This window comes from Streptomyces sp. NPDC058872, assembly GCF_042743065.1.
Taxonomy (GTDB): Bacteria; Actinomycetota; Actinomycetes; order Streptomycetales; family Streptomycetaceae; genus Streptomyces.
The window spans coordinates 57,881-77,564 of sequence record NZ_JBHYMK010000036.1; the positions used below are offsets into that span (position 1 = coordinate 57,881).

The following is a 19,684-nucleotide window of genomic DNA, read 5'->3' on the forward strand; positions in this document are numbered from 1 at the left end:
CCCATTGTGCGCCAGTTGTGCGCGCCCCTAGACGATTTCCGGGGCGAGGTGCACGGGGGCACTCGGAGGTCCCTCGTCGAGCAGTGCGTGCAGCAGCTCGGCGAGTCTGGTCGGGTACACCGTCTCACGGGCCGCCGACAGTTCGGCGGAAGTCCACCATCTGGAGCCCGCGAGACTGCGCGCCTCGAGCTCCGTGAGCGCCTGCGGCCGGGGCGCCTCCTCGGCCCTTCGGGTCCGGGCCAGGTAGTACCACTCGTCCTGGTCCCAGCGGCGCCCGTCGAAGGGGAAGGAACAGTGGCGCTTCCACAGCACGGGCCCCAGGTCGACCTCGGTGATCCCGGTCTCCTCCGCGAGTTCGCGGCGTGCCGCCTCTTCCCGGGTCTCGTCGCCCTCCACCCCTCCGCCCGGCGTGAACCACCAGGTGTCGTCGGGGTCGTCGGGCTCGTGGCCGTGCAACAACAGGATCCGGTCCTCGGGGTCGAGCAGGACGATCCGCGCGACCCGGCGCACCACGGCCCCCGCCTCCCGCTCCGGCACGGCCCCCGACGTGCGCGCGCTCTTCATGCTCCCACCCTCTCCCGCGGACCGGAGCGGGGTCCACCGGACCGGCGGGTCAGCAGGCGCGCGGCGGGGCCGTACCCGGCTCCGAGGAGGATCAGCACCGTGCCGCTCGCGATCGCGGTGAGCAACTGCTGGAAGGGGCCCGGTCGGGAGATGCCGCCCGGAAGTCCGGCGAAGCCCCTGGGAGGCTCCAGGAGCCCCTTGGCGGGCCAGACGACCGCGTCGACCCTGCCGATGACCGTGGAGCGGGGCACGGAGCCCTGTCCGGCCTCCTCGATGTGCGTCCGGGAGTCCAGCGAGGTGTGCCGGTCGTCGCCGAGGAGGAAGAGGTTGCCCGACGGAACGGTCACGGAGAACGCCTGGCCCGAGGCGACCGTCCGACCGCCGGGCCCGGGACGCAGGTACGGCTCGTCGACCGGCTGGCCGTTCACGGTGAGCCGCCCGTCCCGGTCGCAGCAGGCGACCGTGTCGCCGCCGACGGCCGCGACCCGCTTCACCATGGGTGAGGAACCCCAGAGGGGATCGGTGAAGACGACGACGTCACCGCGTCGCGCCTCGTCGCCGTCGATCCGCTGGGCCAGGATCTTGGATCCGACGTCGAGGGTGGGGGTCATGGAGTCGGTGGGGACCGTGTAGGGCTGGTAGAGGAGGGCCCCCCAGACGAATCCGCCGAGGAAGAGCACACAGCCGACGGCCACGGCCAGCCCCGACAGCACGCTGCCGAGGCGGCCGTGGCCGCCCTTGGTCCGCATGGTTCCGCTCATGTGCCCACCCCGTAGGTCTGTCGACGGTCCGGGACGGCACCCTACCCGCGGGTCACTACTCGGCGGTATGCCGTGCGGCCTGCTTCTTCCTGCGCCACAGCACGAGCGGGACGGCACCCGCGAGGGCGACGGTTCCGACGGGGGCGGCGGCCATGGCCTTGTTGAGGGCGGGCTGGTCGAAGACGTCGGGCACCGGAAGCGTGGCCCAGCGGGTGACCGGCCAGGCGATGACGACGGCGCGGCCCACGACCTCGTCGTTGGAGACGGTGCCGCCGCCCGGAAGCTGCTGGTGGAAGCGGGAGTCCAGGGAGTTCTGGCGGTTGTCGCCCATGACCCAGATCCGGTCCTGGGGGACCTTGATCGGACCGAAGGAGTCCTGGCAGGGCACGGCGCCGGGGGCGAGGTACTCGCTCTCGTCCAGTGCCACGCCGTTGAGGATGACCTTGCCGCCCTCCTTGCAGGAGATGGTGTCGCCACCGACCGCGATGACGCGCTTGATCAGGTCCTTCTCCTCGGCGGACGGCATGAGGCCGATGAAGCTGAGGAACTTCTGCGCGATGTTCGGCTTGGGCGTCTGCTGGCCCTCCAGCCAGCCGCCCGGGTCGTGGAAGACGACGACCTCGCCGCGCTCGGGCTCGGAGCCGAACCAGGGGGTGAGCTTGTCGACGAGGACCCGGTCGCCCTTCTGCAGGGTGTTCATCATCGATTCCGAGGGGATCGAGAACGCCTGCACCAGGAAGGTCTTGATGAGGAGGGCGAGCACCAGGGCGATGCCGATGAGCAGGGGAAGTTCCTTCCAGAAGGAACGCGGCTTCTTCGGCTCCTCGCCGGATCCGCCCGCCGCACCGTCGCCGTCGCCCGGCGCGTCGCCGCCCGGCGGATGCGGCTGCTGGTCGTCCGTCACGTCGCCACCCGTCGTGTCGTCACCGAAGGCCCCGTCGGCCCTCTTCTCGGGCCCATCGTGTCCGGATCGTGCGCCGACGGCCAAATCCCCCACATCCACTCCTCAGTCCGTGCGAACGCCCGCCCCGGGTCAGGGACGGGCCCACCACTCCCATAACGAGCAGAAGTTCCGCAGGGGTCGGGAGCCCGGGCAATCCGTTCAGATTCCGCTGGGACACACTATGCGACGGACCGGATGCCGTCTCGGCACTCGCACGGGCGTCCGGGACCTCGGAGAAGGTTTTCCGCTCCTCCAGGCGCCGCCAGTGCCCGAAGGGCCACGCGATCACCACCGCGCGCCCGACCACTTGCTCCTCGGAAACGGTTCCGTGCTCCTCCTCGTCGAGGTGGAAGCGGGAGTCGGCCGAATCGGAGCGGTGGTCCCCGAGGACGAAGATGCGCCCCTGCGGCACCTTGACCTCGAAGGGGATCGTGGACGGCGGGTTCCCGGGGTGCAGGTACGGCTCGTCCAGCGGCACGCCGTTGACGCTGAGCCTCCCGTCCTCGCCACAGCAGCGGACGGTGTCGCCACCGACGGCCACGACCCGCTTGATGAGGTCCCGGTCGTCGGCCGAGGGCAGCAGCCCGATGAAGGTGAGGGCCTGCTTGGCCTGCTTGATGCCGATCGGATCGTCTGCGGGGGGCTCGACGTCGTGCTGGAGCCAGTTGCCGGGGTCCTTGAAGACGACGACGTCACCGCGCTGGGGGCGGGAGCCGAACCAGGGGGTGAGCTTGTCGACGAGGACCCGGTCGTCGATGCGGATCGTCTGTTCCATCGAGCCGGAGGGAATGACGAACGCCTGCACCAGGAAGGTCTTGAGGACGAGCGCGATCAGCACGGCCACGGTGACCAGGATCGGGATCTCCCGGAGCGCGGAGCGCTGTCGGCGCCGCTTGACCTTGCGGGCGAGCTTGCGGCGCTCGGCCCGCCCGGGAAGGGCGGTTCCCTGCCCGGAGCCGTGGGCGGCCCCTCCGGGCGGTCGGCCCCGGCTACCCATGGGCTCCCGCCCCGTGTCCGCCGGCCGACGGCGTCGGTACGGCACCGAAGGCGTCGGTTCCGGGCACGACGGCCCAGCGCCCGAAGGGCCAGACGATCCAGTCGGCACGGCCGACGACCCGGTCGACCGGGACCATCCCGCCACCGGGGCTGCCCAGGTGGTCACGGGAGTCGCTGGACTGGCTGCGGTGGTCGCCCATCACCCAGAGCCGGTCCGGCGGGACGACGATGTCGAAGGGCACGCTGGAGGGCCGGTCGCCCAACATCACGTACGGCTCCACCACGGGTGCGCCGTTGACGGTGAGCCGGCCGTCCTCGTCGCAGCAGACGACCCGGTCGCCGCCGGTCCCGATGACCCGCTTCACGAAGTCGGTCTCGTCGGGTTCGGCGAGCCCGAGGGCTGCCGCGCCGTCCTGGAGGATTCCGGTGACCGGGTTGTCGCGGGGCCGTTCCCTCACGAAGGAGCCGGTGCCGTCGAAGACGACGAGGTCACCGCGGCGCGGCTCGCCGCCGAAACGGTACGCCAACTTGTTCACGAGGATCCGGTCGCCGACCTGGAGCGTCGGTTCCATGGAACCGCTGGGAATCAGGAACGGCTGGATCACGAAGTGGCTCAGGAGCAGGAGGAAGGCCACGCAGGCAGCACCGACGAGGGCCGTGCGCCGCCAGGAGGGGCCGGCGGACCGCCCCTCCTCCACTGCCCCGTCCGCCTCTCCCGCGCCGGCGGAACGGTCGGGCTCCGCGGAACGGTCGGGCTCCCCGGACCGATCGGGCTCCGCGGGCCGGTCGGACCGCGTGGGCCCCTCGGGCCCGGGGGTCCCGGGAACGCGCGCGGAGCGCGACCCCTCCTCCGCGGAGGAGGGGTCGCGCTCCGTGTGCTGTGCTTCGGTGTCCATCGCTGGCAGAGCCTATCCGGCTTGCCTGTGCGGAGGCCCGGAAGCGTCGAGCGTGCCGGGAGCCGTGGCTCAGCGGTCGCGCTTCTCCTTGATCTTGGCAGCCTTGCCGCGCAGCTCGCGCAGGTAGTAGAGCTTGGCGCGACGGACGTCACCGCGGGTCACGAGCTCGATCTTCTCGAAGATCGGGCTGTGCACCGGGAAGGTGCGCTCGACGCCGACGGAGAACGAGACCTTGCGGACCGTGAAGGTCTCGCTGACGCCCGAGCCCTGGCGGCGGATGACAACGCCCTTGAACTGCTGGATGCGGGAGCGGTTGCCCTCGATGACGCGAACGTGGACGTTCACGGTGTCGCCGGGACGGAAGGCGGGGAGGTCGGAGCGGAGCGTGCCCGCGGTGACCTGGTCGAGCAGGGAGGCCATGGAGGTCTCTTTCCTCGCTGATGCCACAGGTCATCAGCGGTACGTTCGAAAGGATGGTGGTTCGGCGTCGTCCGCTCCTGGTGGCGTCTTCCCCCTGTGGCAGGGGCGCTCACCGGACGCACGACAGCGGCCTATTCTTCCACGCCTTCGACCTTGCGCCAAAATCGGCCGCCGGGCTCGGGGGCCCACCCCATCATGGACAGGATCTCGCGGTCCTTCTTGTCGAAGGCGGCCGGGTCGCAGCGCTCGATCAGGTCGGGCCGGTGGGCGGCGGTCCGCCGGAAGGCCTCGTCGCGCCGCCAGCGGGCGATCTTGCCGTGGTGCCCGCTGAGGAGCACGTCGGGAATGCCCCGGCCGCGCCACTCCGGGGGCTTGGTGTAGACGGGGCCCTCCAGGAGGTTGGCCATGGCCCCGGGGGCGAAGGAGTCGTCCCGGTGGGACTCGGCGTTGCCGAGGACACCGGGCAGCAGACGGGCGACGGCCTCGGTCACGACGAGGACGGCGGCTTCCCCTCCGGCGAGGACGTAGTCCCCGATGGAGACCTCGTAGACCGGCATCCGGGTCGCGTACTCGTCCATGACGCGACGGTCGATGCCCTCGTACCGGGCCGGGGTGAAGATCAACCAGGGCCGCTCGGAGAGCTCGACGGCGACCTCTTGGGTGAAGGGGCGACCGCTGGGGGTGGGGACCACGAGGACCGGGCCGTGGGCGCCTGCCTCATAGCCGTCGGCCAGCGCCTGGTCGAGCGCCTCACCCCAGGGCTCGGTCTTCATGACCATGCCGGGACCGCCGCCGTAGGGGGTGTCGTCGACCGTGTTGTGGCGGTCGTGGGTCCAGTCCCGCAGATGGTGGACGTGGACGTCGAGCTGTCCCCGGGCGCGCGCCTTGCCGACGAGGGAGACGTTCAGCGGTTCGAGGTACTCGGGGAAGATCGTGACGACGTCGAGCCTCATGCCCGCCCCTCGCCCTCGTCCCGGGAGGAGACGATCTCGGCCCCGTCGTCGATCAGGCCGGGCGGCGGGTCGATGACGGCCCGCTGCTCCTCCAGGTCGATCTCGGTGACGATCTCGCCGACGAAGGGGATCATCAGCTCGGTTCCGTCGGGACGTTCGACGATGAAGAGGTCCTGGGACGGCAGGTGGGAGATCTCGGTGATCCGGCCGACTTCGGTTCCGTCGGTGAGGACGACGTCGAGGTCGATCAGCTGGTGGTCGTAGTACTCGTCCTCCTCCTCGGGCAGCTCCGTGGGGTCGATTTCGGCGATGAGGACGGTGTTGCGCAGGGCTTCGGCGCCGTTGCGGTCGCGCACGCCCTCGAAGCGCAGCAACAGCCGGCCGCTGTGGACGCGGCCGCTCTCGATGGTCAGCGGCCCGACGGAAGCCGGGTCGGTGAGCAGCACGGCACCGGGGCCGAGCCGCAGCTCGGGCTCGTCCGTCCGCACCTCGACGGTGACCTCGCCCTTGATGCCGTGGGCGCGGCCGATCCGCGCGACTACCAACTGCACTGCTCCACACTCTCCTGTCACACAGCTCGTACGTACGACAACGGGCCGGGGCGGGCTCTTCAGCCCTCCCCGGCCCGTGCCGGCACAACTAAGGTGATGCTGCCGACCTGCTCAGCGAACCTGGTCCACGTCGACGAGGTCGACGCGGATCCCCCGGCCGCCGATGGCACCCACGACGGTGCGCAGCGCACGCGCGGTGCGGCCGTTGCGGCCGATCACCTTGCCGAGGTCCTCGGGATGGACCCGGACCTCCAGCACACGGCCACGGCGCAGGTTGCGCGAGGCGACCTGCACCTCGTCGGGGTTGTCGACGATGCCCTTCACGAGGTGCTCGAGAGCCTCCTCGAGCATGATCAGGCCTCGGTCGACTCGGTGGACGCGGCCTCGGCCTCGTCCGCCTTCTTGTCGGCCTTCTTGGCCTTCGGGGTGATGGCCTCACCCTTGTCGTCGCCGCCCTCGAGGGACTTCGCGAACTCGTCGAACGAGGCGCGCTTGGCCTCCTTCGTGGCCGGGGCCAGCAGCGGCTTCTCCGGGGCCGGGAGGCCCTTGTGCTTCTGCCAGTCGCCGGTGAGCTTCAGGATGGCGAGGACGGGCTCGGTCGGCTGGGCGCCGACGGACAGCCAGTACTGCGCACGCTCGGAGTCGACCTCGATACGCGACGGGTTGTACGTCGGGTGGTAGAGGCCGATCTCCTCGATCGCACGACCGTCGCGACGGGTGCGCGAGTCGGCGACGACGATGCGGTAGTGCGGCTGGCGGATCTTACCGAGGCGCTTGAGCTTGATCTTGACTGCCACTGGAGTGGTGTCTCCTGGTCTTGACGTGGTTGGGCACTTGAGATGCCACGTGGGGTTGCGGTACTCGGATGCCCGATGGACGCGTCAGCCGGAGGAGAGAGGGGTCCTATGCGACTGTCGAGTACAGCTAGCCATTCTGCCACACGCCACGGGGTCAGTTGGCGGCGCCCACCGTCTCCGGGATGCGGAAGGGCTTGCCGCACCCACCGCAGACGATCGGGGCCTGGGCCAGCACCGAGGGGACCACGCGCACGTTGCGCCCGCAGTCACAGACGGCCTTGACCCGGACGCCGCCGCCCGAAGAACCGTGCCGGGCGGCCGGTCCACGGAAGGAGCGCTTGGTGTCGGCAGCGGTGGCGACCGTGTGCGCCTTGAGGGCGCGCTGCAGCCGCTCGATGGTCGGTCGGTAGCGCCGCCTCGCCTCGGGGTTGAGCGTGACCAGGGAGAAGCCGCTGCTGGCGTGCGGCTCCTCGGGATGGTCGAGGCCCATCTCCTCGGCGATCGCGAGGAATCTGCGGTTGTGGTAGCGGCCGGCGCGGGAGGTGTCACGGACACCTCGGGCGGCGGCGATGCCGTGGACTGCTTCGTGGAGCAGTCGTTCGAAGGAGAGTTCGGCGCCGCAGGCGGACGAAGACTCTCCGATCAGGGACTCGGGCGCGGCAAGGTCGGGCAGCTCGGGGTGGTGCCGCTGAATGTCGGCCCACGCCTGTGCCAGCTCTGCGGCGAGAACAGGTGGTGTCGTGCTCACGTCGTGTACAACGAGCCGACCCGCCCCCGGGTTCCATTCCGGGGCATCCCAAATATTTTGCACGTACCCGTCAGTTGCCGTTGATGCGTCCTGACGAGGGCCACTGCCCCGATCTGCGGAGAAGTCACGCAGGGAACGCCAAGCCGGTGCGTAGTAGCGCATACGCCCCGGCGCGTAGTCATGGCGCGCACGCCCCCGGGAAGAGCCGGGCGGTGGAACACCCGGTCACGTGCCAGGACACTATCGGGTCCGCACGCAAGGCGGCGCACCGCCCCACCCCGGACGAATCGGTCCGGCACGAGCACTGGACGCGACCCGGGATGCGCAGTTCCCTGGCTACGGGGGGCTGTCGTCCGAGCACGGATTGGGGCGCTTTTCCATGACACCTACGCTCGTCCCGCACCACCCCGCGCGAGACTGGGCCGAAATCCAAGAACGCATGCTGGTCCCGCTCTACGAAGCGGTGTACGACCGCCTCGGCGTGGGCACCGGCTGCCGGCTGCTCGGCCTGGGCTGCGGCTCCGGTCTGGCGCTCCTGATGGCGGCGGCACGGGGCGCCCGGGTGGCCGGCGTCGAACGGGACCGCACACGCGCGGAACTGGCCGCGGAGCGGCTGCCGGAAGGCGTCACCCTCACGGAGGAACCCCCCGAGGACCTCCGGTGCGACGTGGTCACCGCCTTCCACGCACCGGACGGACTCCTGCCCGAACTCCTCGGCCTCACCCGTGTGGCGCAATCGGGCACGTCCTTCGTCCTCGCCGACTGGGGACCGCCCGAGCAGTGCGCCACCGAACCGGTGCTGCGGATCGCGGCCCGGCTCGCGGACCGCCGTCCCGCCCCGCGGCCCCACCTGGCGTCGGTGGCCGCTGCGGCGGGGTTGCGACCCACCGGCTCGGGCCGGGTGGCCTGCCCCTTCGGATACGCGGACGAGGGCAGCGCGGTGCGCGGCTTGCTCTCGACGGGCGCCTTCGACGAGGCGGTGCGGGCGACCGACCCCTCCCAGGTGGAGAAGGAGGTCGAGGAGGCGCTCGCGCCGTACGTCCGCCCGGACGGGACGGTGTGGATGCCGAACGTCTTCCAGTACCTCGTCGCCCGGGCGGGTTGAACCCCCGCGGCCGTGCCCGCTCCCGCCCTCAGGCCCCCTTCTCCAGACGGGGGATGCCCGCCGCGCGGTAGGCCGCGGCCTCTTCCAGGGTCTCGTTCGCCAGCAGGGCCGCGGCCAGTGCGTCCAACTTGTCGCGGTGCTCGCGGAGCTGCCGCACCGCGCTGTCGTAGCACTCGTCGACGATCCGGCGCATCTCCTCGTCGACGGTGTCGAGGGTCGCGGGGGCGGCCGAGAGTCCGTACGCCTGCTGGGCGTCGCTCGGGATGGCGGTGAGCCGGCCGACGCGCTCGCTCATGCCCCAACGGCCCGCCATGCCCCGGGCGATGTTGGTGACCTGCTCCAGGTCGCTCTCGGCCCCGGTGGTGATGACCCCGAAGACGACCTGCTCGGCCGCCATCCCGCCGAGGGCGCCGATGATCCGCCCCCGGAGGTAGTCCTCGGTGTAGGCGTACTTGTCGGCGTCGGGGGTCGACAGGGTGACGCCGAGGGCCCGGCCGCGCGGCACGATGGTGATCTTGCGGACCGGGTCGGCGCCGGGTTGGAGCATGCCGAGCAGGGCGTGGCCGCTCTCGTGGTACGCGGTCCGGCGGCGCTCTTCGGGCGGCATCACGAGCGGTCGTTCGGCACCGAGCTGCACCTTCTCCAGGGCGTCGGACAGATCGGACTGGGTGACGGCCTTCTGCTCGCGCTTGACCGCGAGGAGGGCCGCCTCATTGGCCAGGTTGGCGAGCTCCGCACCGGTCATGCCGGGGGTCGTCCGGGCCACGTGCTCCAGGTCCACGTCCCCGGCCAACGGGATCTCCCGCGTGTGGATCTTGAGGATGGCCTCGCGGCCACCCCGGTCGGGAGGGTTGACGTGGACGATCCGGTCGAAGCGACCGGGGCGGGTCAGGGCCGGGTCCAGCACGTCGGCGCGGTTCGTCGCGGCGAGGACGATGACCCCTTCGGAACCGGTGAAACCGTCCATCTCGGTGAGGATCTGGTTGAGGGTCTGCTCCCGCTCGTCGTGTCCTCCCATTCCGGAGCCGCCGCCCCGGGCCCGGCCGATCGTGTCGATCTCGTCGATGAAGACGATCGCGGGGGCGACCTTGCGGGCCTCCGCGAACAGCTCGCGCACCCGGGAGGCGCCGACGCCCACGATCATCTCGATGAACCCGGAGGCGGAGGCCGAGAAGAACGGCACCCCGGCCTCCCCCGCGACGGCCCGGGCGAGGAGGGTCTTGCCCGTGCCGGGAGGGCCCGCCAGGAGCACGCCGCGGGGCATCTTGGCACCCATCTCGCGGTAGGCCTGCGGATTCTTCAGGAAGTCGACGACGTCGTTGAGCTCGCCCTCCACCTCGTCGATGCCGGCGACGTCGGCGAAGGTGGTGCGCGCGCCGCCCTCCAGCTCCACCGGCTTGGGCGGGGTCTTGCGGCCGAGCATGCCCCCCGCACCGCCCATGCCCGCGCTCATCCGGCGGGCGATGAACACCCACAGCACGACGAGCAGCAGCATCGGCGCCAGCGAAATGAGCAGGTTGGCCAGGAAACTGCGCTCCTGTACGACGGGCTCGGCGGTGACCACGACGTTCTGCTGGGTCAGCTGCGCCCACAGGTCGTCGTCGGCGAAGGCGGGCCGCTGGGTCTGGAACTTGGTGTAGTCGCCCTTCCCGTCGGGGACGGGCTGCTTCTCCTTCAGCTGCCCCTGGATCGCATCGCCCTTGGAGTAGATCTTGGTGACGTTCCCGGCGGCGACCTGCTTGTCGAACTCGGTGTACGAGATGGTCGGCCCGTCGCCCTCGTTGAAGAAGGACAGGACGATGTTGGCGATCAGGTACACGACGAGGGCGGTGAGGATGAGGCTGCCCCAGCCGCCCGGCATCCTCCTCCTCGGCGACGGGGGCGGCGGTGCCCCTTCCGAGCGCCAGGGCTGATCGGTCCGGTCGCGCGGGGGTACGGGGTTGGCCACGTGGCTCTCCTCGGGGCGGCAGTGGCCCCAGTATCGAAGAGCGGCACCCTCCCGGCACCGCGGGCGGAGCGGTGGGGTGAAGGGGGGAGGGCGGGAACGACGAGGGGCCCGGAGCGGTTCCGCACCGCTCCGGACCCCGTGCCCGTCGACTCAGCCCATGAACTTCTTGAACTCCTCCGGGAGCTCGAAGTCCTTGGGGCTCTGCCCCGCGGCCGGCAGGCCGAAGGCGCCGCCCGCCTGTGCCTGCTCGCGACGCGCCGCAGCGGCCTGCTCCTCGGCCTTCCGCTTCATCGGGTTGCCGCTCTTGCGCTTGCCCTTGGCCTGCTTGACCTGCTTCTTCTGCCGGCCGGGACCGCCGCCCATGCCCGGGATGCCGGGCATCCCCGGCATCCCGCCGCCCTGCGCCATCCGGGACATCATCTTGCGGGCCTCGAAGAACCGCTCGACCAGGCCCTTGACCGCGCTGACCTCGACGCCGGACCCCTTGGCGATGCGGGCACGGCGGGAGCCGTTGATGATGGTCGGGTCCTGGCGCTCGGCCGGGGTCATCGACTTGATGATGGCGGCCGTGCGGTCGACGTCCCGCTCGTCGATGTTGGCGATCTGCTCCTTCATCTGGCCCATGCCGGGCAGCATCCCGAGCAGCTTGCTGATGCTGCCCATCTTGCGGACCTGCTCCATCTGGGCCAGGAAGTCGTCGAGCGTGAAGCCCTCGCCCTTCTTCGAGGCGAGCTTCGAGGCCATCTTGGCGGCCTCTTCCTCGTCGAAGGTCTGCTGCGCCTTCTCGATGAGGGAGAGCATGTCGCCCATGCCGAGGATGCGGGACGCCATGCGGTCCGGGTGGAACGCGTCGAAGTCGTCCAGCTTCTCGCCGTTGGAGGCGAACATGATCTGCTTGCCGGTGACGTGCGCGATGGAGAGCGCGGCACCACCACGGGCGTCGCCGTCGAGCTTGGAGAGCACGACGCCGTCGAAGCCGACGCCGTCGCGGAAGGCCTCGGCGGTGTTGACCGCGTCCTGACCGATCATGGCGTCGACGACGAAGAGGATCTCGTCGGGAGAGACCGCGTCGCGGATGTCCGCGGCCTGCTGCATCAGCTCCTGGTCGATGCCGAGGCGGCCGGCGGTGTCGACGATGACGACGTCGTACAGCTTGGTCCGGGCGTGCTCGATGGAGTCCTTGGCGACCTGGACCGGGTCGCCGACGCCGTTGCCCGGCTGCGGCCCGTAGAAGGCCACGCCCGCGCGGTCGGCGACGACGGAGAGCTGGTTGACGGCGTTCGGGCGCTGGAGGTCACAGGCGACGAGCAGCGGGGAGTGGCCCTGGCCCTTCAGCCAGAGGCCCAGCTTTCCGGCGAGGGTGGTCTTACCGGCACCCTGGAGACCGGCCAGCATGATCACGGTCGGGGCGGTCTTGGCGAACCGCAGGCGGCGGGTCTCCCCGCCGAGGATGGCGATCAGCTCGTCGTTGACGATCTTGATGACCTGCTGGGCGGGGTTGAGGGCCTGGGAGACCTCCGCTCCCAGCGAGCGCTCCTTGACCTGCTTGATGAAGGCGCGGACGACCGGCAGGGCGACGTCCGCCTCCAGCAGCGCGATACGGATCTCGCGCGCGGTGGCGTCGATGTCCGCCTCGGACAGACGGCCCTTGCCGCGGAGGTTCTTGAAGGTCGCTGCAAGGCGGTCGGAGAGGGTATCGAACACGGCGGTCGCGGATCCTCGGTGTCGGGGGCGGTCGGATTGCCCTCCAGGGTATCGGGCCGCTCGAAGTATGTGTCCCCGCCCGCCGGATCCGGCGGGCGGGGGCGGTGCGGGTCACGGGGTCAGCGCAGTGCCGACTCCAGTGCCCGGGCCAGGTCGATCGCCTCCTCGTCGGCGAGGAGGGTGCCGTCCGGACGGGTCACGTACAGGGTGTCGACGGCATTGGCGCCCAGGGTGGAGACGTGGGCGCTGCGCACGCGGACCTCCGCGCCCTCCAGGGCGCGCCCGATGCGGTGGAGGAGGCCGGGGGCGTCCTGGGCACGGACCTCGATGACGGTGGCGAGGCGGGAGTCGGCGGCGGCGACGGTGACCCGGGGCGGCGGGGCGGCGAGGCCCCGGCGGCGGGGATAGGCGGCCTCGCGTTCGGCGAGCCGGGCCGGAACGTCGAGGGAGCCCTCGAGGGCGCGGACGAGGTCGGCGCGGAGTCGGGTCGCCTCGGGCAGGGAGCCGTACTCGGCGGCGACGCGCCAGTCCAGGACCAGGACGGAGCCGGGGCCGAGGTCGGTGGGGAGGTCGACGGCCCGCAGGTCGGCGGCGCGGACGGTGAGCCGGTGGAGGGCGAGGACCCCGGCGACCGCGGGCAGCACCCCGGGCTGGTCGGGCAGGGCGATGACGAGTTCGACGCCGACGGGTTCGGGTTCCTCCGGTTCCGGAACGACCGGCTCGGTGTGGAGGGCGAGGACGGCCTCGCCGGTGCGCAGCGCTTCGATCGCGAGGCGTTCCTGCTCGGCACTGGGTGCTGCGGCCTCGGGGTCGGGCAGGGGGGCGCCGGCGAGGACCCCGGCGACCCGCTTGACCAGGTCGGCGACGAGCGAGGCGCGCCAGGAGGACCAGGCGGCGGGGCCGGTGGCGAGGGCGTCGGCCTCGGTGAGGGCGTGCAGGAGCTCCAGGGTGCCGAGGCTGCCGACGGCGGTGGCGACGGACTGGACCGTGGCGGGGTCGTCGAGGTCCCGCCGGGTGGCGGTTTCGACGAGCAGCAGGTGGTGGCGGACGACGGTGGCGATGACGGCGGTGTCGGCGCGGTCGAAGCCGATGCGGGCGGCGAGGTCGCGGGCGATGGTCTCACCGGCGACGGAGTGGTCGCCCGGCCAGCCCTTGCCGATGTCGTGGAGGAGGGCGGCGACGAGGAGGAGGTCGGGGCGGCCGACCCGACGGGTGAGCGAGGAGGCGCGCACCGCGGTCTCGACGAGGTGGCGGTCGACGGTCCAGGTGTGGACGGGGTTGCGCTGGGGGCGGCAGCGGACGCGTTCCCAGTCCGGGAGGAGCTGGGTGATGATGCCTTCGGCTTCCAGGGCCTCCCAGACGGGCACGGTGGCCTCGCCGGCGCCGAGGAGGGTGACGAGTTCCTCGCGGGCCTCGGCGGGCCACGGCACCGGAAGCGGTTTGGCGGCTGCCGCGAGGCGGCGCACCGCGTGCAGCGAGACGGGGAGCGCGGACTGGGCGGCTGCGGCGGCGGCCCGCAGGGGCAGCACCGGGTCGCGTTCCGGCCGGGCGCTGAGGGCGAGGACGGCCTCGCCGTCCATTTCGACGACGCCTTCGGCCAGCGGGGTGCGTTCGACGGGGGGCTTCCCGGCGCCGGCTCGACCGGCGCGTCCGCCGAGGAGGCCGCGCAACCGGGCCGGGCGGGCGGAGCGGGCCTTGAGGACCCGGTTGACCTCGCGCCAGGTGACGTCGGTGGCGTAGGAGATGGTCCGGGCGGCCTCGTACACCTCGCGGAGCAGGGTGTCGGCGTCGAGGAGGCCGAGCTCCCCGGCGACGGCGTCCTGTTCCTGGAGGGCGAGCCGGTCGGTGGCGCGGCCGGTGACCAGGTGGAGGGCGTCACGGGCGTCGAGGAGGCGGCGCCGGGCGCCGTCGAGTCCTTCCCTGGGGGCGTCGGCGAGCCAGGAGGCGGCGACGGCGCGGAGGACCTGGGCGTCGCGGAGTCCGCCCCTGGCCTCCTTCAGGTCGGGTTCCAGGAGGTACTGCAGCTCTCCGGTGCGTTCGGCACGCTCCCGGCAGAGCGCGTCGAGTTCGGGGAGGCGCCGGGGGGCCTGGTTGCGCCAGTCGGCGAGGACGGTGGTGCGCAGGGCCGCGACCAGGCCGTGGTCGCCGGCGACGGCCCGGGCGTCGAGGAGGCCGAGGTGGGCCTTGAGGTCGTCGGCGGCGGTGGCGCGGGCTTCGGCGGGGGTGCGGACGGAGTGGTCGAGCGCGAGGCCGAGGTCCCAGACGGGGTACCAGATCCGGTCGGCGAGGGCGGCGATGGCGGCCTTGTCGGCGGTGCCGTCGTGGAGCAGGAGGAGGTCGAGGTCGCTGCGCGGGGAGAGTTCGGCGCGTCCGTAGCCGCCGACGGCGACGAGGGCGGTCCCGCGGGGAGGGGCGGCCGCGGCGAAGAGGCCGGCCAGCCAGTCGTCGGTGATCCGGGCGAGGGCGGCACGGCGCGGCGGCCCTGGCCGCACCTTCTCCTGGAGGAGGTGCAGCCGGGCCGCCGCGTAACCGCCGGGTCCCGAATCTTCGGTCTGTGTCGCTTCGGGGCTCGTCACCCGGCGGCTCCTTCGTGTGCTTAGAGTGCGTCCGGACCACGTTCGCCGGTGCGGACCCGTACGGCGGTCTCGACCGGCACGCTCCACACCTTGCCGTCTCCGATCTTGCCGGTTCGGGCGGCCTTCACGACGACGTCGATGAGCTGTTCGGCGTCCTCGTCCTCGACGAGGACCTCGATGCGGATCTTGGGGACCAGGTCGACGGTGTACTCGGCGCCCCGGTAGACCTCGGTGTGGCCGCGCTGGCGTCCGTAGCCGCTGGCCTCGGTGACCGTGAGGCCGTGGACCCCGAAGGCCTGGAGGGCCTCCTTGATCTCGTCGAGCCGGTGCGGCTTCACGACCGCGGTGATGAGCTTCATGCGTCCACCTTCTTGTTCTCCGTGACGGCCGGGGCGGGGGCGGCGGTGGAGCGCGAGGACGCGCCGCCGCCGGCTCCGCTGAAGTCGTACGCGGTCTCGGCGTGCTCGACCTGGTCGATGCCGGAGACCTCGTCGTCCTCGCTGACCCGCATCCCGAGCGTCTTGTCGACGATCAGGGCGAGGACCGCGGAGGCGATCAGAGAGTAGGCGAGGACCGCGAAGACGCCGACGGCCTGCTTGCCGAGCTGCTCCAGGCCGCCGCCGTAGAAGAGGCCCTTGGCGTCGGACTGGACGCCGCCGGTGGCGAAGAAGCCGACGAGGAGGGAGCCGATGACACCGCCGACGAGGTGGACGCCGACGACGTCGAGGGAGTCGTCGTAGCCGAACTTGTACTTGAGGCCGACGGCCATGGCGCAGACCAGACCGGCGACGGCGCCGATGGCGATCGCGCCGAGCGGGGAGCAGGAGCCGCCGGAGGGAGTGATGGCGACGAGGCCGGCGACCGCGCCGGAGGCGGCACCGAGGGTGGTGAAGGAGCCATGGCGGACCTTCTCGTACGCCAGCCAGGCGAGCATGGCGGCGGCGGTGGCGACCTGGGTGTTGACGAACATCACGGCGCCGACGCCGTCGTCGTTGCCGAGCCACGAGCCGGCGTTGAAGCCGAACCAGCCGAACCAGAGGAGCCCGGCGCCGAGCATGACCAGCGGGAGGCTGTGCGGACGCATCGGGTCCTTCTTGAAGCCGACGCGCTTGCCGATGACGAGGATCACGCCGAGGGCCGCGGCGCCCGCGTTGATGTGGACGGCCGTGCCGCCGGCGAAGTCGATGACGCCCAGCTCGAAGAGCCAGCCGCCCGATCCCCAGACCCAGTGGGCGACGGGGAAGTAGACGAGGGTGACCCAGAGGGTGATGAAGAGGGCCCAGGCGGTGAACTTGACGCGGTCGGCGAGGGCGCCGCTGATGAGGGCGGGCGTGATGATCGCGAACATCAGCTGGAAGACGGCGAAGACGAACACCGGGATGTTGTAGCCGTCCCACAGCTCGTTCACGCCGATGCCGCTGAGGCCGACGTACTCGGAGGACCAGCCGACGATGGAGCCGATGTCGGTGCCGAAGGCGAGGCTGAAGCCGTAGAGCACCCAGAGGACCGTGACGATCCCGAGGCTGATGAAGCTCATCATCAGCATGTTGAGGCTGGACTTGACGCGGACCATGCCTCCGTAGAAGAAGGCGAGTCCCGGGGTCATCAGCATGACCAGGGCGGAGCAGATGAGCATGAACCCGGTGTTGGCGGCAGACAGCTCGGGGGCGTCTGCGGCCAGGGTCGTGATGGCTGGGGCCATCGGCGTCTCCTCGTCGTCGAATGCGGCCTGTGCGGGGCGGGGCCGGGGAGCGGGGGCCTTGGGGGGTTGGCCGGTTATGGGCCAGAGGTTGGCGCAGCGCGGTTTCCGCCGATGCCGCTCGATGTTTCGGCGCAGTGACGAAGGGGTGGGGTGTGTTACGCGACCGTGAACGGACGTGTCACGGCCAGGTAACGCCCGTGCTCCCGGGCAGCCGCCGACGGTGGCCGCGCGGGAGCACGGGAGCGCCGCCGCCCGCGGTGGCCCGGGGCCGCGGGGCGGTCGCTCGGGAGGGGGCGCCGGGCGGGCGCGGGAAAGGGACCGGCCGCGCCGGGCGTCCGTGTGACCTTGCGGCGGGGGAGCCGAGTCGGGCTTTGGGACGTCTGGCGCGGCCGGGGTCTGTGCGGGCCGGGGCCGAGGGTCAGACCGCTTCGGCGGCCTCGGGGAGGAGCTGGGTGAGGCGATCGGTGAGGTCGACGATGTCGGCGACGTCGCCGAACTCCCGGGCGGCTTGGTCGACGGTCTTGCGCAGTCGGGTGTTGACGCGCTCCGAGCGGATGCTGCGGGCGACTCCGAGGGCCTTCTCGGCGAGGACCACGGACTGCTCGGGTTCGCGCTTGAGGAGGTGGACGGTGGCCATACCGATCAGGTTGAGGGCGTAGGACCGCTGGTGGTCGGGGTCCTCCTCGAAGAGCTGCACGGCCCGCTCCATGACGGGTTCGGCCAGTGACGCGTAGGTCGGGGAGCGGCCGGCGACATAGGCGAGGTCCCGGTAGGAGTGGGAGTTCTCGCCGTTGAGTTCGGCCTCGCTGAAGAAGCCGATCCAGTCGGGCTCGGGCTCGCCGTCGAGGCCGACGTCGGCGAAGGTGTCCTCGGCCATCCGCACGGCCCGCTTGCACTTGGAGGGTTGCCCCATGTTGGCGTAGGCGCGGGCCTCCATCGCATACAGCATCGCCTGGGTGCGGGAGGTGGCGCAGTCTCGACTGCCGTACTGGGCGAGGTGGATGAGTTCGAGGGCGTCGTCGGGCCGGCCGAGGTGGATCATCTGGCGGCTCATGGAGGAGAGGATGTACGAGCCGAGGGGCTTGTCGCCGGCCTCCTTGGCGGCATGCAGCGCGAGCACGAAGTACTTCTGGGCGGTGGGCTGGAGGCCCACGTCGTAGCTCATCCAGCCGGCGAGTTCGGCGAGTTCGGCGGCGCAGGTGAAGAGGCGCTTGGCGGTGCCGGCGGGCTGGGACTCCTGGAGCAGGTCGGTGACCTCGTGGAGCTGGCCGACGACCGCCTTGCGGCGCAGGCCGCCGCCGCACTGGGCGTCCCACTTGCGGAACATGGCGGTGGTGGATTCGAGCAGGTCGAGCTCGACCTCGGAGAGCCGGTTGGGGCGGCGGGCGTCGACGAGGGGATCGGGGGTCTCGGCGTCCCCGGCCGGCGTGGGGACGAGCCAGCGCTGCATCGGCTCGATGAGGGCGGGGCCGGCGGCGAGCGAGAGGGAGGACCCGAGGAAGCCCCGGCGGGCGAGCATGAGGTCGCTGCGGGAGAACTCGCTGAGCAGGGCGACGGTCTGCGGCCCGGCCCAGGGGAGGTCGACGCCGGAGACGGAGGGGGACTGGTGGGCGGTGCGCAGGCCGAGGTCCTCGACGGCGACGACGGAGCCGAAGCGCTCGGAGAAGAGCTCGGAGAGGATCCGCGGGATGGGCTCGCGGGGCTGCTCGCCGTCGAGCCAGCGACGCACCCGCGAGGTGTCCGTGGAGATGTGGTGCGCGCCCATCTGGCGTGCCCGTCGGTTCACCTGGCGTGCCAGTTCGCCCTTCGACCAGCCGCTGCGCACGAACCACGAACCCAGCTGCTCGTTCGGGCGCTTTCCGGCAGCCGTACCGTCTGCGCCGTTGCCGCTCACTGGAACGCCCCCATCCACCTGATTGCCTGTCTTCCGAACCCCTATCAGAATGCCGCCTCGCGCGGCACCCGTCCGGCGTTCGTACTCCTTCGAACTGGAAACCGGGTTGCCTCCGGCATACCCACGCACGCAAGCGAGCTCGGGGCTTCGGGTACCGAAAGTAATCCTACGATCACCACTCCACGAGGGCGATTCAAGAAACGCCACCATTCGCCACCCCTTCGAATGAACTAGCCACCCGCCGAACGCGATTCACTTGACATGCGACGAACCGGAGTCAGCGAACGGAAGCACGAAGAGGCGTGCGCCTCGGTACGCACCACCCTGCACGCCACCATGCGCCGTACGTCGATGACGGAACGTGACGAAAGGTGATGGAGACGCTCCAACTCGTAACCACCGGCGCGTTCGGCCCGTTGGAGGGGACATGGGTTTCACGATCGGCGGCATTCGTGAGATGCGGTCCGGCGCACGCCGCCGCGTACGCACCACGGAGTACACGACGGTGGCCGAGTACACCGGCCTCTGGGGCTGGGACGTCGTCCCCGGCGCGCGGGCCGTCTCCGGCCAGTGCTCCTGCGGGGACCGGGCGTGCGCGGCCCCCGGGGCGCACCCCCTCCCCTTCGCCGAACCGGTGCCGGCGGGCGCCGGTCTCGACGACGCCACCAAGGCCTGGTCCGCCCACCCCGGGGCGACGCTGCTCCTCCCGGTGGGCCGGGCCTTCGACGTGATCGAGGTCGCCGAGGCGGCCGGCCGACGGGCACTGGTCCGCCTCGAACGCATGGGGCTGCCGCTCGGCCCGGTGTGCGCGACGCCGACCGGTCGGGCGCGCTTCTTCGTGGCCCCGGGCGCGGCGGCCGAGTTGCCGCAGCTGCTGTACCGGATGGGCTGGGACGACGCCGGCCTGGACCTGCACGGTCTGGGAGCCGGCGCCCACATCACCGCTCCCCCGTCGGACCTGGGCGGGCTCGGGCCGGTGCACTGGCTGCGGCCACCGACGCTGGACACCGCCGGCGCACCGCCACAGGCCCGCCTGCTGCTGGGCACCCTCGCGTACATCTGTCACCGGACGCACCGCTGAGCTCGGCCCTCCAGGCTCCCGAACGTGCGGAGGGGCCCCGTCACC

General features: G+C 71.6%; 19 protein-coding genes. 2 read left to right on the plus strand and 17 right to left on the minus strand.

From position 1 onward, the window contains the following. Positions 1-27 precede the first annotated feature (27 nt). The 11 genes from ACFW22_RS22660 to ACFW22_RS22710 form a co-directional block, all read right to left on the minus strand. On the minus strand, positions 28-564 hold the full coding sequence (locus ACFW22_RS22660) for an NUDIX hydrolase (protein WP_386407573.1): 537 nt from the start codon (positions 562-564) through the stop codon (positions 28-30). Further along, a complete protein-coding gene (lepB, locus tag ACFW22_RS22665; protein ID WP_386407576.1) occupies positions 561-1,325 on the minus strand; it encodes a signal peptidase I in 765 nt (254 codons plus the stop codon). Before lepB (ACFW22_RS22665) ends, ACFW22_RS22660 begins: the two co-directional genes overlap by 4 nt. 55 nt (positions 1,326-1,380) lie before the next feature. Further along, positions 1,381-2,313, minus strand: a complete 933-nt coding sequence (gene lepB / locus ACFW22_RS22670; RefSeq protein ID WP_386407617.1) for a signal peptidase I — start codon at positions 2,311-2,313, stop codon at positions 1,381-1,383. Further along, positions 2,249-3,265: a signal peptidase I gene (gene lepB, locus ACFW22_RS22675; RefSeq protein WP_386407579.1), complete on the minus strand. Its 1,017-nt coding sequence runs from the start codon at positions 3,263-3,265 to the stop codon at positions 2,249-2,251. Before lepB (ACFW22_RS22675) ends, lepB (ACFW22_RS22670) begins: the two co-directional genes overlap by 65 nt. Beyond that, positions 3,258-4,160 (minus strand): signal peptidase I, encoded by a 903-nt coding sequence (lepB, locus tag ACFW22_RS22680; protein ID WP_386407582.1) that lies wholly within the window; start codon positions 4,158-4,160, stop codon positions 3,258-3,260. Before lepB (ACFW22_RS22680) ends, lepB (ACFW22_RS22675) begins: the two co-directional genes overlap by 8 nt. Positions 4,161-4,229: 69 nt before the next feature. Further along, a complete protein-coding gene (rplS, locus tag ACFW22_RS22685; protein ID WP_384882929.1) occupies positions 4,230-4,580 on the minus strand; it encodes a 50S ribosomal protein L19 in 351 nt (116 codons plus the stop codon). 131 nt (positions 4,581-4,711) lie between these two features. After that, positions 4,712-5,533, minus strand: coding sequence for a tRNA (guanosine(37)-N1)-methyltransferase TrmD (trmD, locus tag ACFW22_RS22690; protein WP_386407585.1), 822 nt, complete (start codon positions 5,531-5,533; stop codon positions 4,712-4,714). Continuing rightward, entirely contained in the window at positions 5,530-6,084 is a 555-nt protein-coding gene (rimM, locus tag ACFW22_RS22695) for a ribosome maturation factor RimM (RefSeq protein ID WP_386407588.1), read from the minus strand. The genes trmD and rimM overlap by 4 nt, the downstream gene beginning before the upstream one ends. 111 nt (positions 6,085-6,195) lie before the next feature. Beyond that, complete coding sequence (locus ACFW22_RS22700; RefSeq protein WP_383447305.1) at positions 6,196-6,435, minus strand: RNA-binding protein; 240 nt, start codon at positions 6,433-6,435, stop codon at positions 6,196-6,198. A 2-nt stretch (positions 6,436-6,437) separates the two neighbouring features. Next, the gene (gene rpsP / locus ACFW22_RS22705; RefSeq protein WP_384882938.1) at positions 6,438-6,881 is read right to left on the minus strand and encodes a 30S ribosomal protein S16; all 444 of its coding nucleotides are present in this window, start codon (positions 6,879-6,881) and stop codon (positions 6,438-6,440) included. Positions 6,882-7,035: 154 nt separating this feature from the next. Then, a complete protein-coding gene (locus ACFW22_RS22710) occupies positions 7,036-7,629 on the minus strand; it encodes a hypothetical protein (protein ID WP_030690647.1) in 594 nt (197 codons plus the stop codon). A 379-nt stretch (positions 7,630-8,008) separates the two neighbouring features. Here ACFW22_RS22710 and ACFW22_RS22715 point away from each other — a divergent pair, with 379 nt between their 5' ends. Continuing rightward, positions 8,009-8,734: a methyltransferase type 11 gene (locus tag ACFW22_RS22715; RefSeq protein ID WP_386407593.1), complete on the plus strand. Its 726-nt coding sequence runs from the start codon at positions 8,009-8,011 to the stop codon at positions 8,732-8,734. A 28-nt stretch (positions 8,735-8,762) separates the two neighbouring features. Here ACFW22_RS22715 and ftsH read toward each other — a convergent pair whose 3' ends face one another. From ftsH to ACFW22_RS22745, 6 genes are all read right to left on the minus strand, one after another. Next, positions 8,763-10,682 (minus strand): ATP-dependent zinc metalloprotease FtsH, encoded by a 1,920-nt coding sequence (gene ftsH, locus ACFW22_RS22720; protein WP_386407596.1) that lies wholly within the window; start codon positions 10,680-10,682, stop codon positions 8,763-8,765. 150 nt (positions 10,683-10,832) lie between these two features. Next, complete coding sequence (ffh, locus tag ACFW22_RS22725) at positions 10,833-12,386, minus strand: signal recognition particle protein (RefSeq protein ID WP_386407599.1); 1,554 nt, start codon at positions 12,384-12,386, stop codon at positions 10,833-10,835. A gap of 119 nt (positions 12,387-12,505) precedes the next feature. Further along, positions 12,506-14,962, minus strand: a complete 2,457-nt coding sequence (locus ACFW22_RS22730; protein WP_386407602.1) for a [protein-PII] uridylyltransferase — start codon at positions 14,960-14,962, stop codon at positions 12,506-12,508. A 20-nt stretch (positions 14,963-14,982) separates the two neighbouring features. Continuing rightward, complete coding sequence (locus ACFW22_RS22735; RefSeq protein ID WP_015036464.1) at positions 14,983-15,321, minus strand: P-II family nitrogen regulator; 339 nt, start codon at positions 15,319-15,321, stop codon at positions 14,983-14,985. Beyond that, entirely contained in the window at positions 15,318-16,664 is a 1,347-nt protein-coding gene (locus tag ACFW22_RS22740) for an ammonium transporter (protein WP_386407605.1), read from the minus strand. Before ACFW22_RS22740 ends, ACFW22_RS22735 begins: the two co-directional genes overlap by 4 nt. Before the next feature lie 418 nt (positions 16,665-17,082). Beyond that, a complete protein-coding gene (locus ACFW22_RS22745; protein WP_386407608.1) occupies positions 17,083-18,558 on the minus strand; it encodes a hypothetical protein in 1,476 nt (491 codons plus the stop codon). 427 nt (positions 18,559-18,985) lie between these two features. On the opposite strand from ACFW22_RS22745, the gene ACFW22_RS22750 reads away from it, so the two are divergent. Then, entirely contained in the window at positions 18,986-19,639 is a 654-nt protein-coding gene (locus ACFW22_RS22750; RefSeq protein WP_386407611.1) for a bifunctional DNA primase/polymerase, read from the plus strand. Positions 19,640-19,684 lie beyond the last annotated feature (45 nt).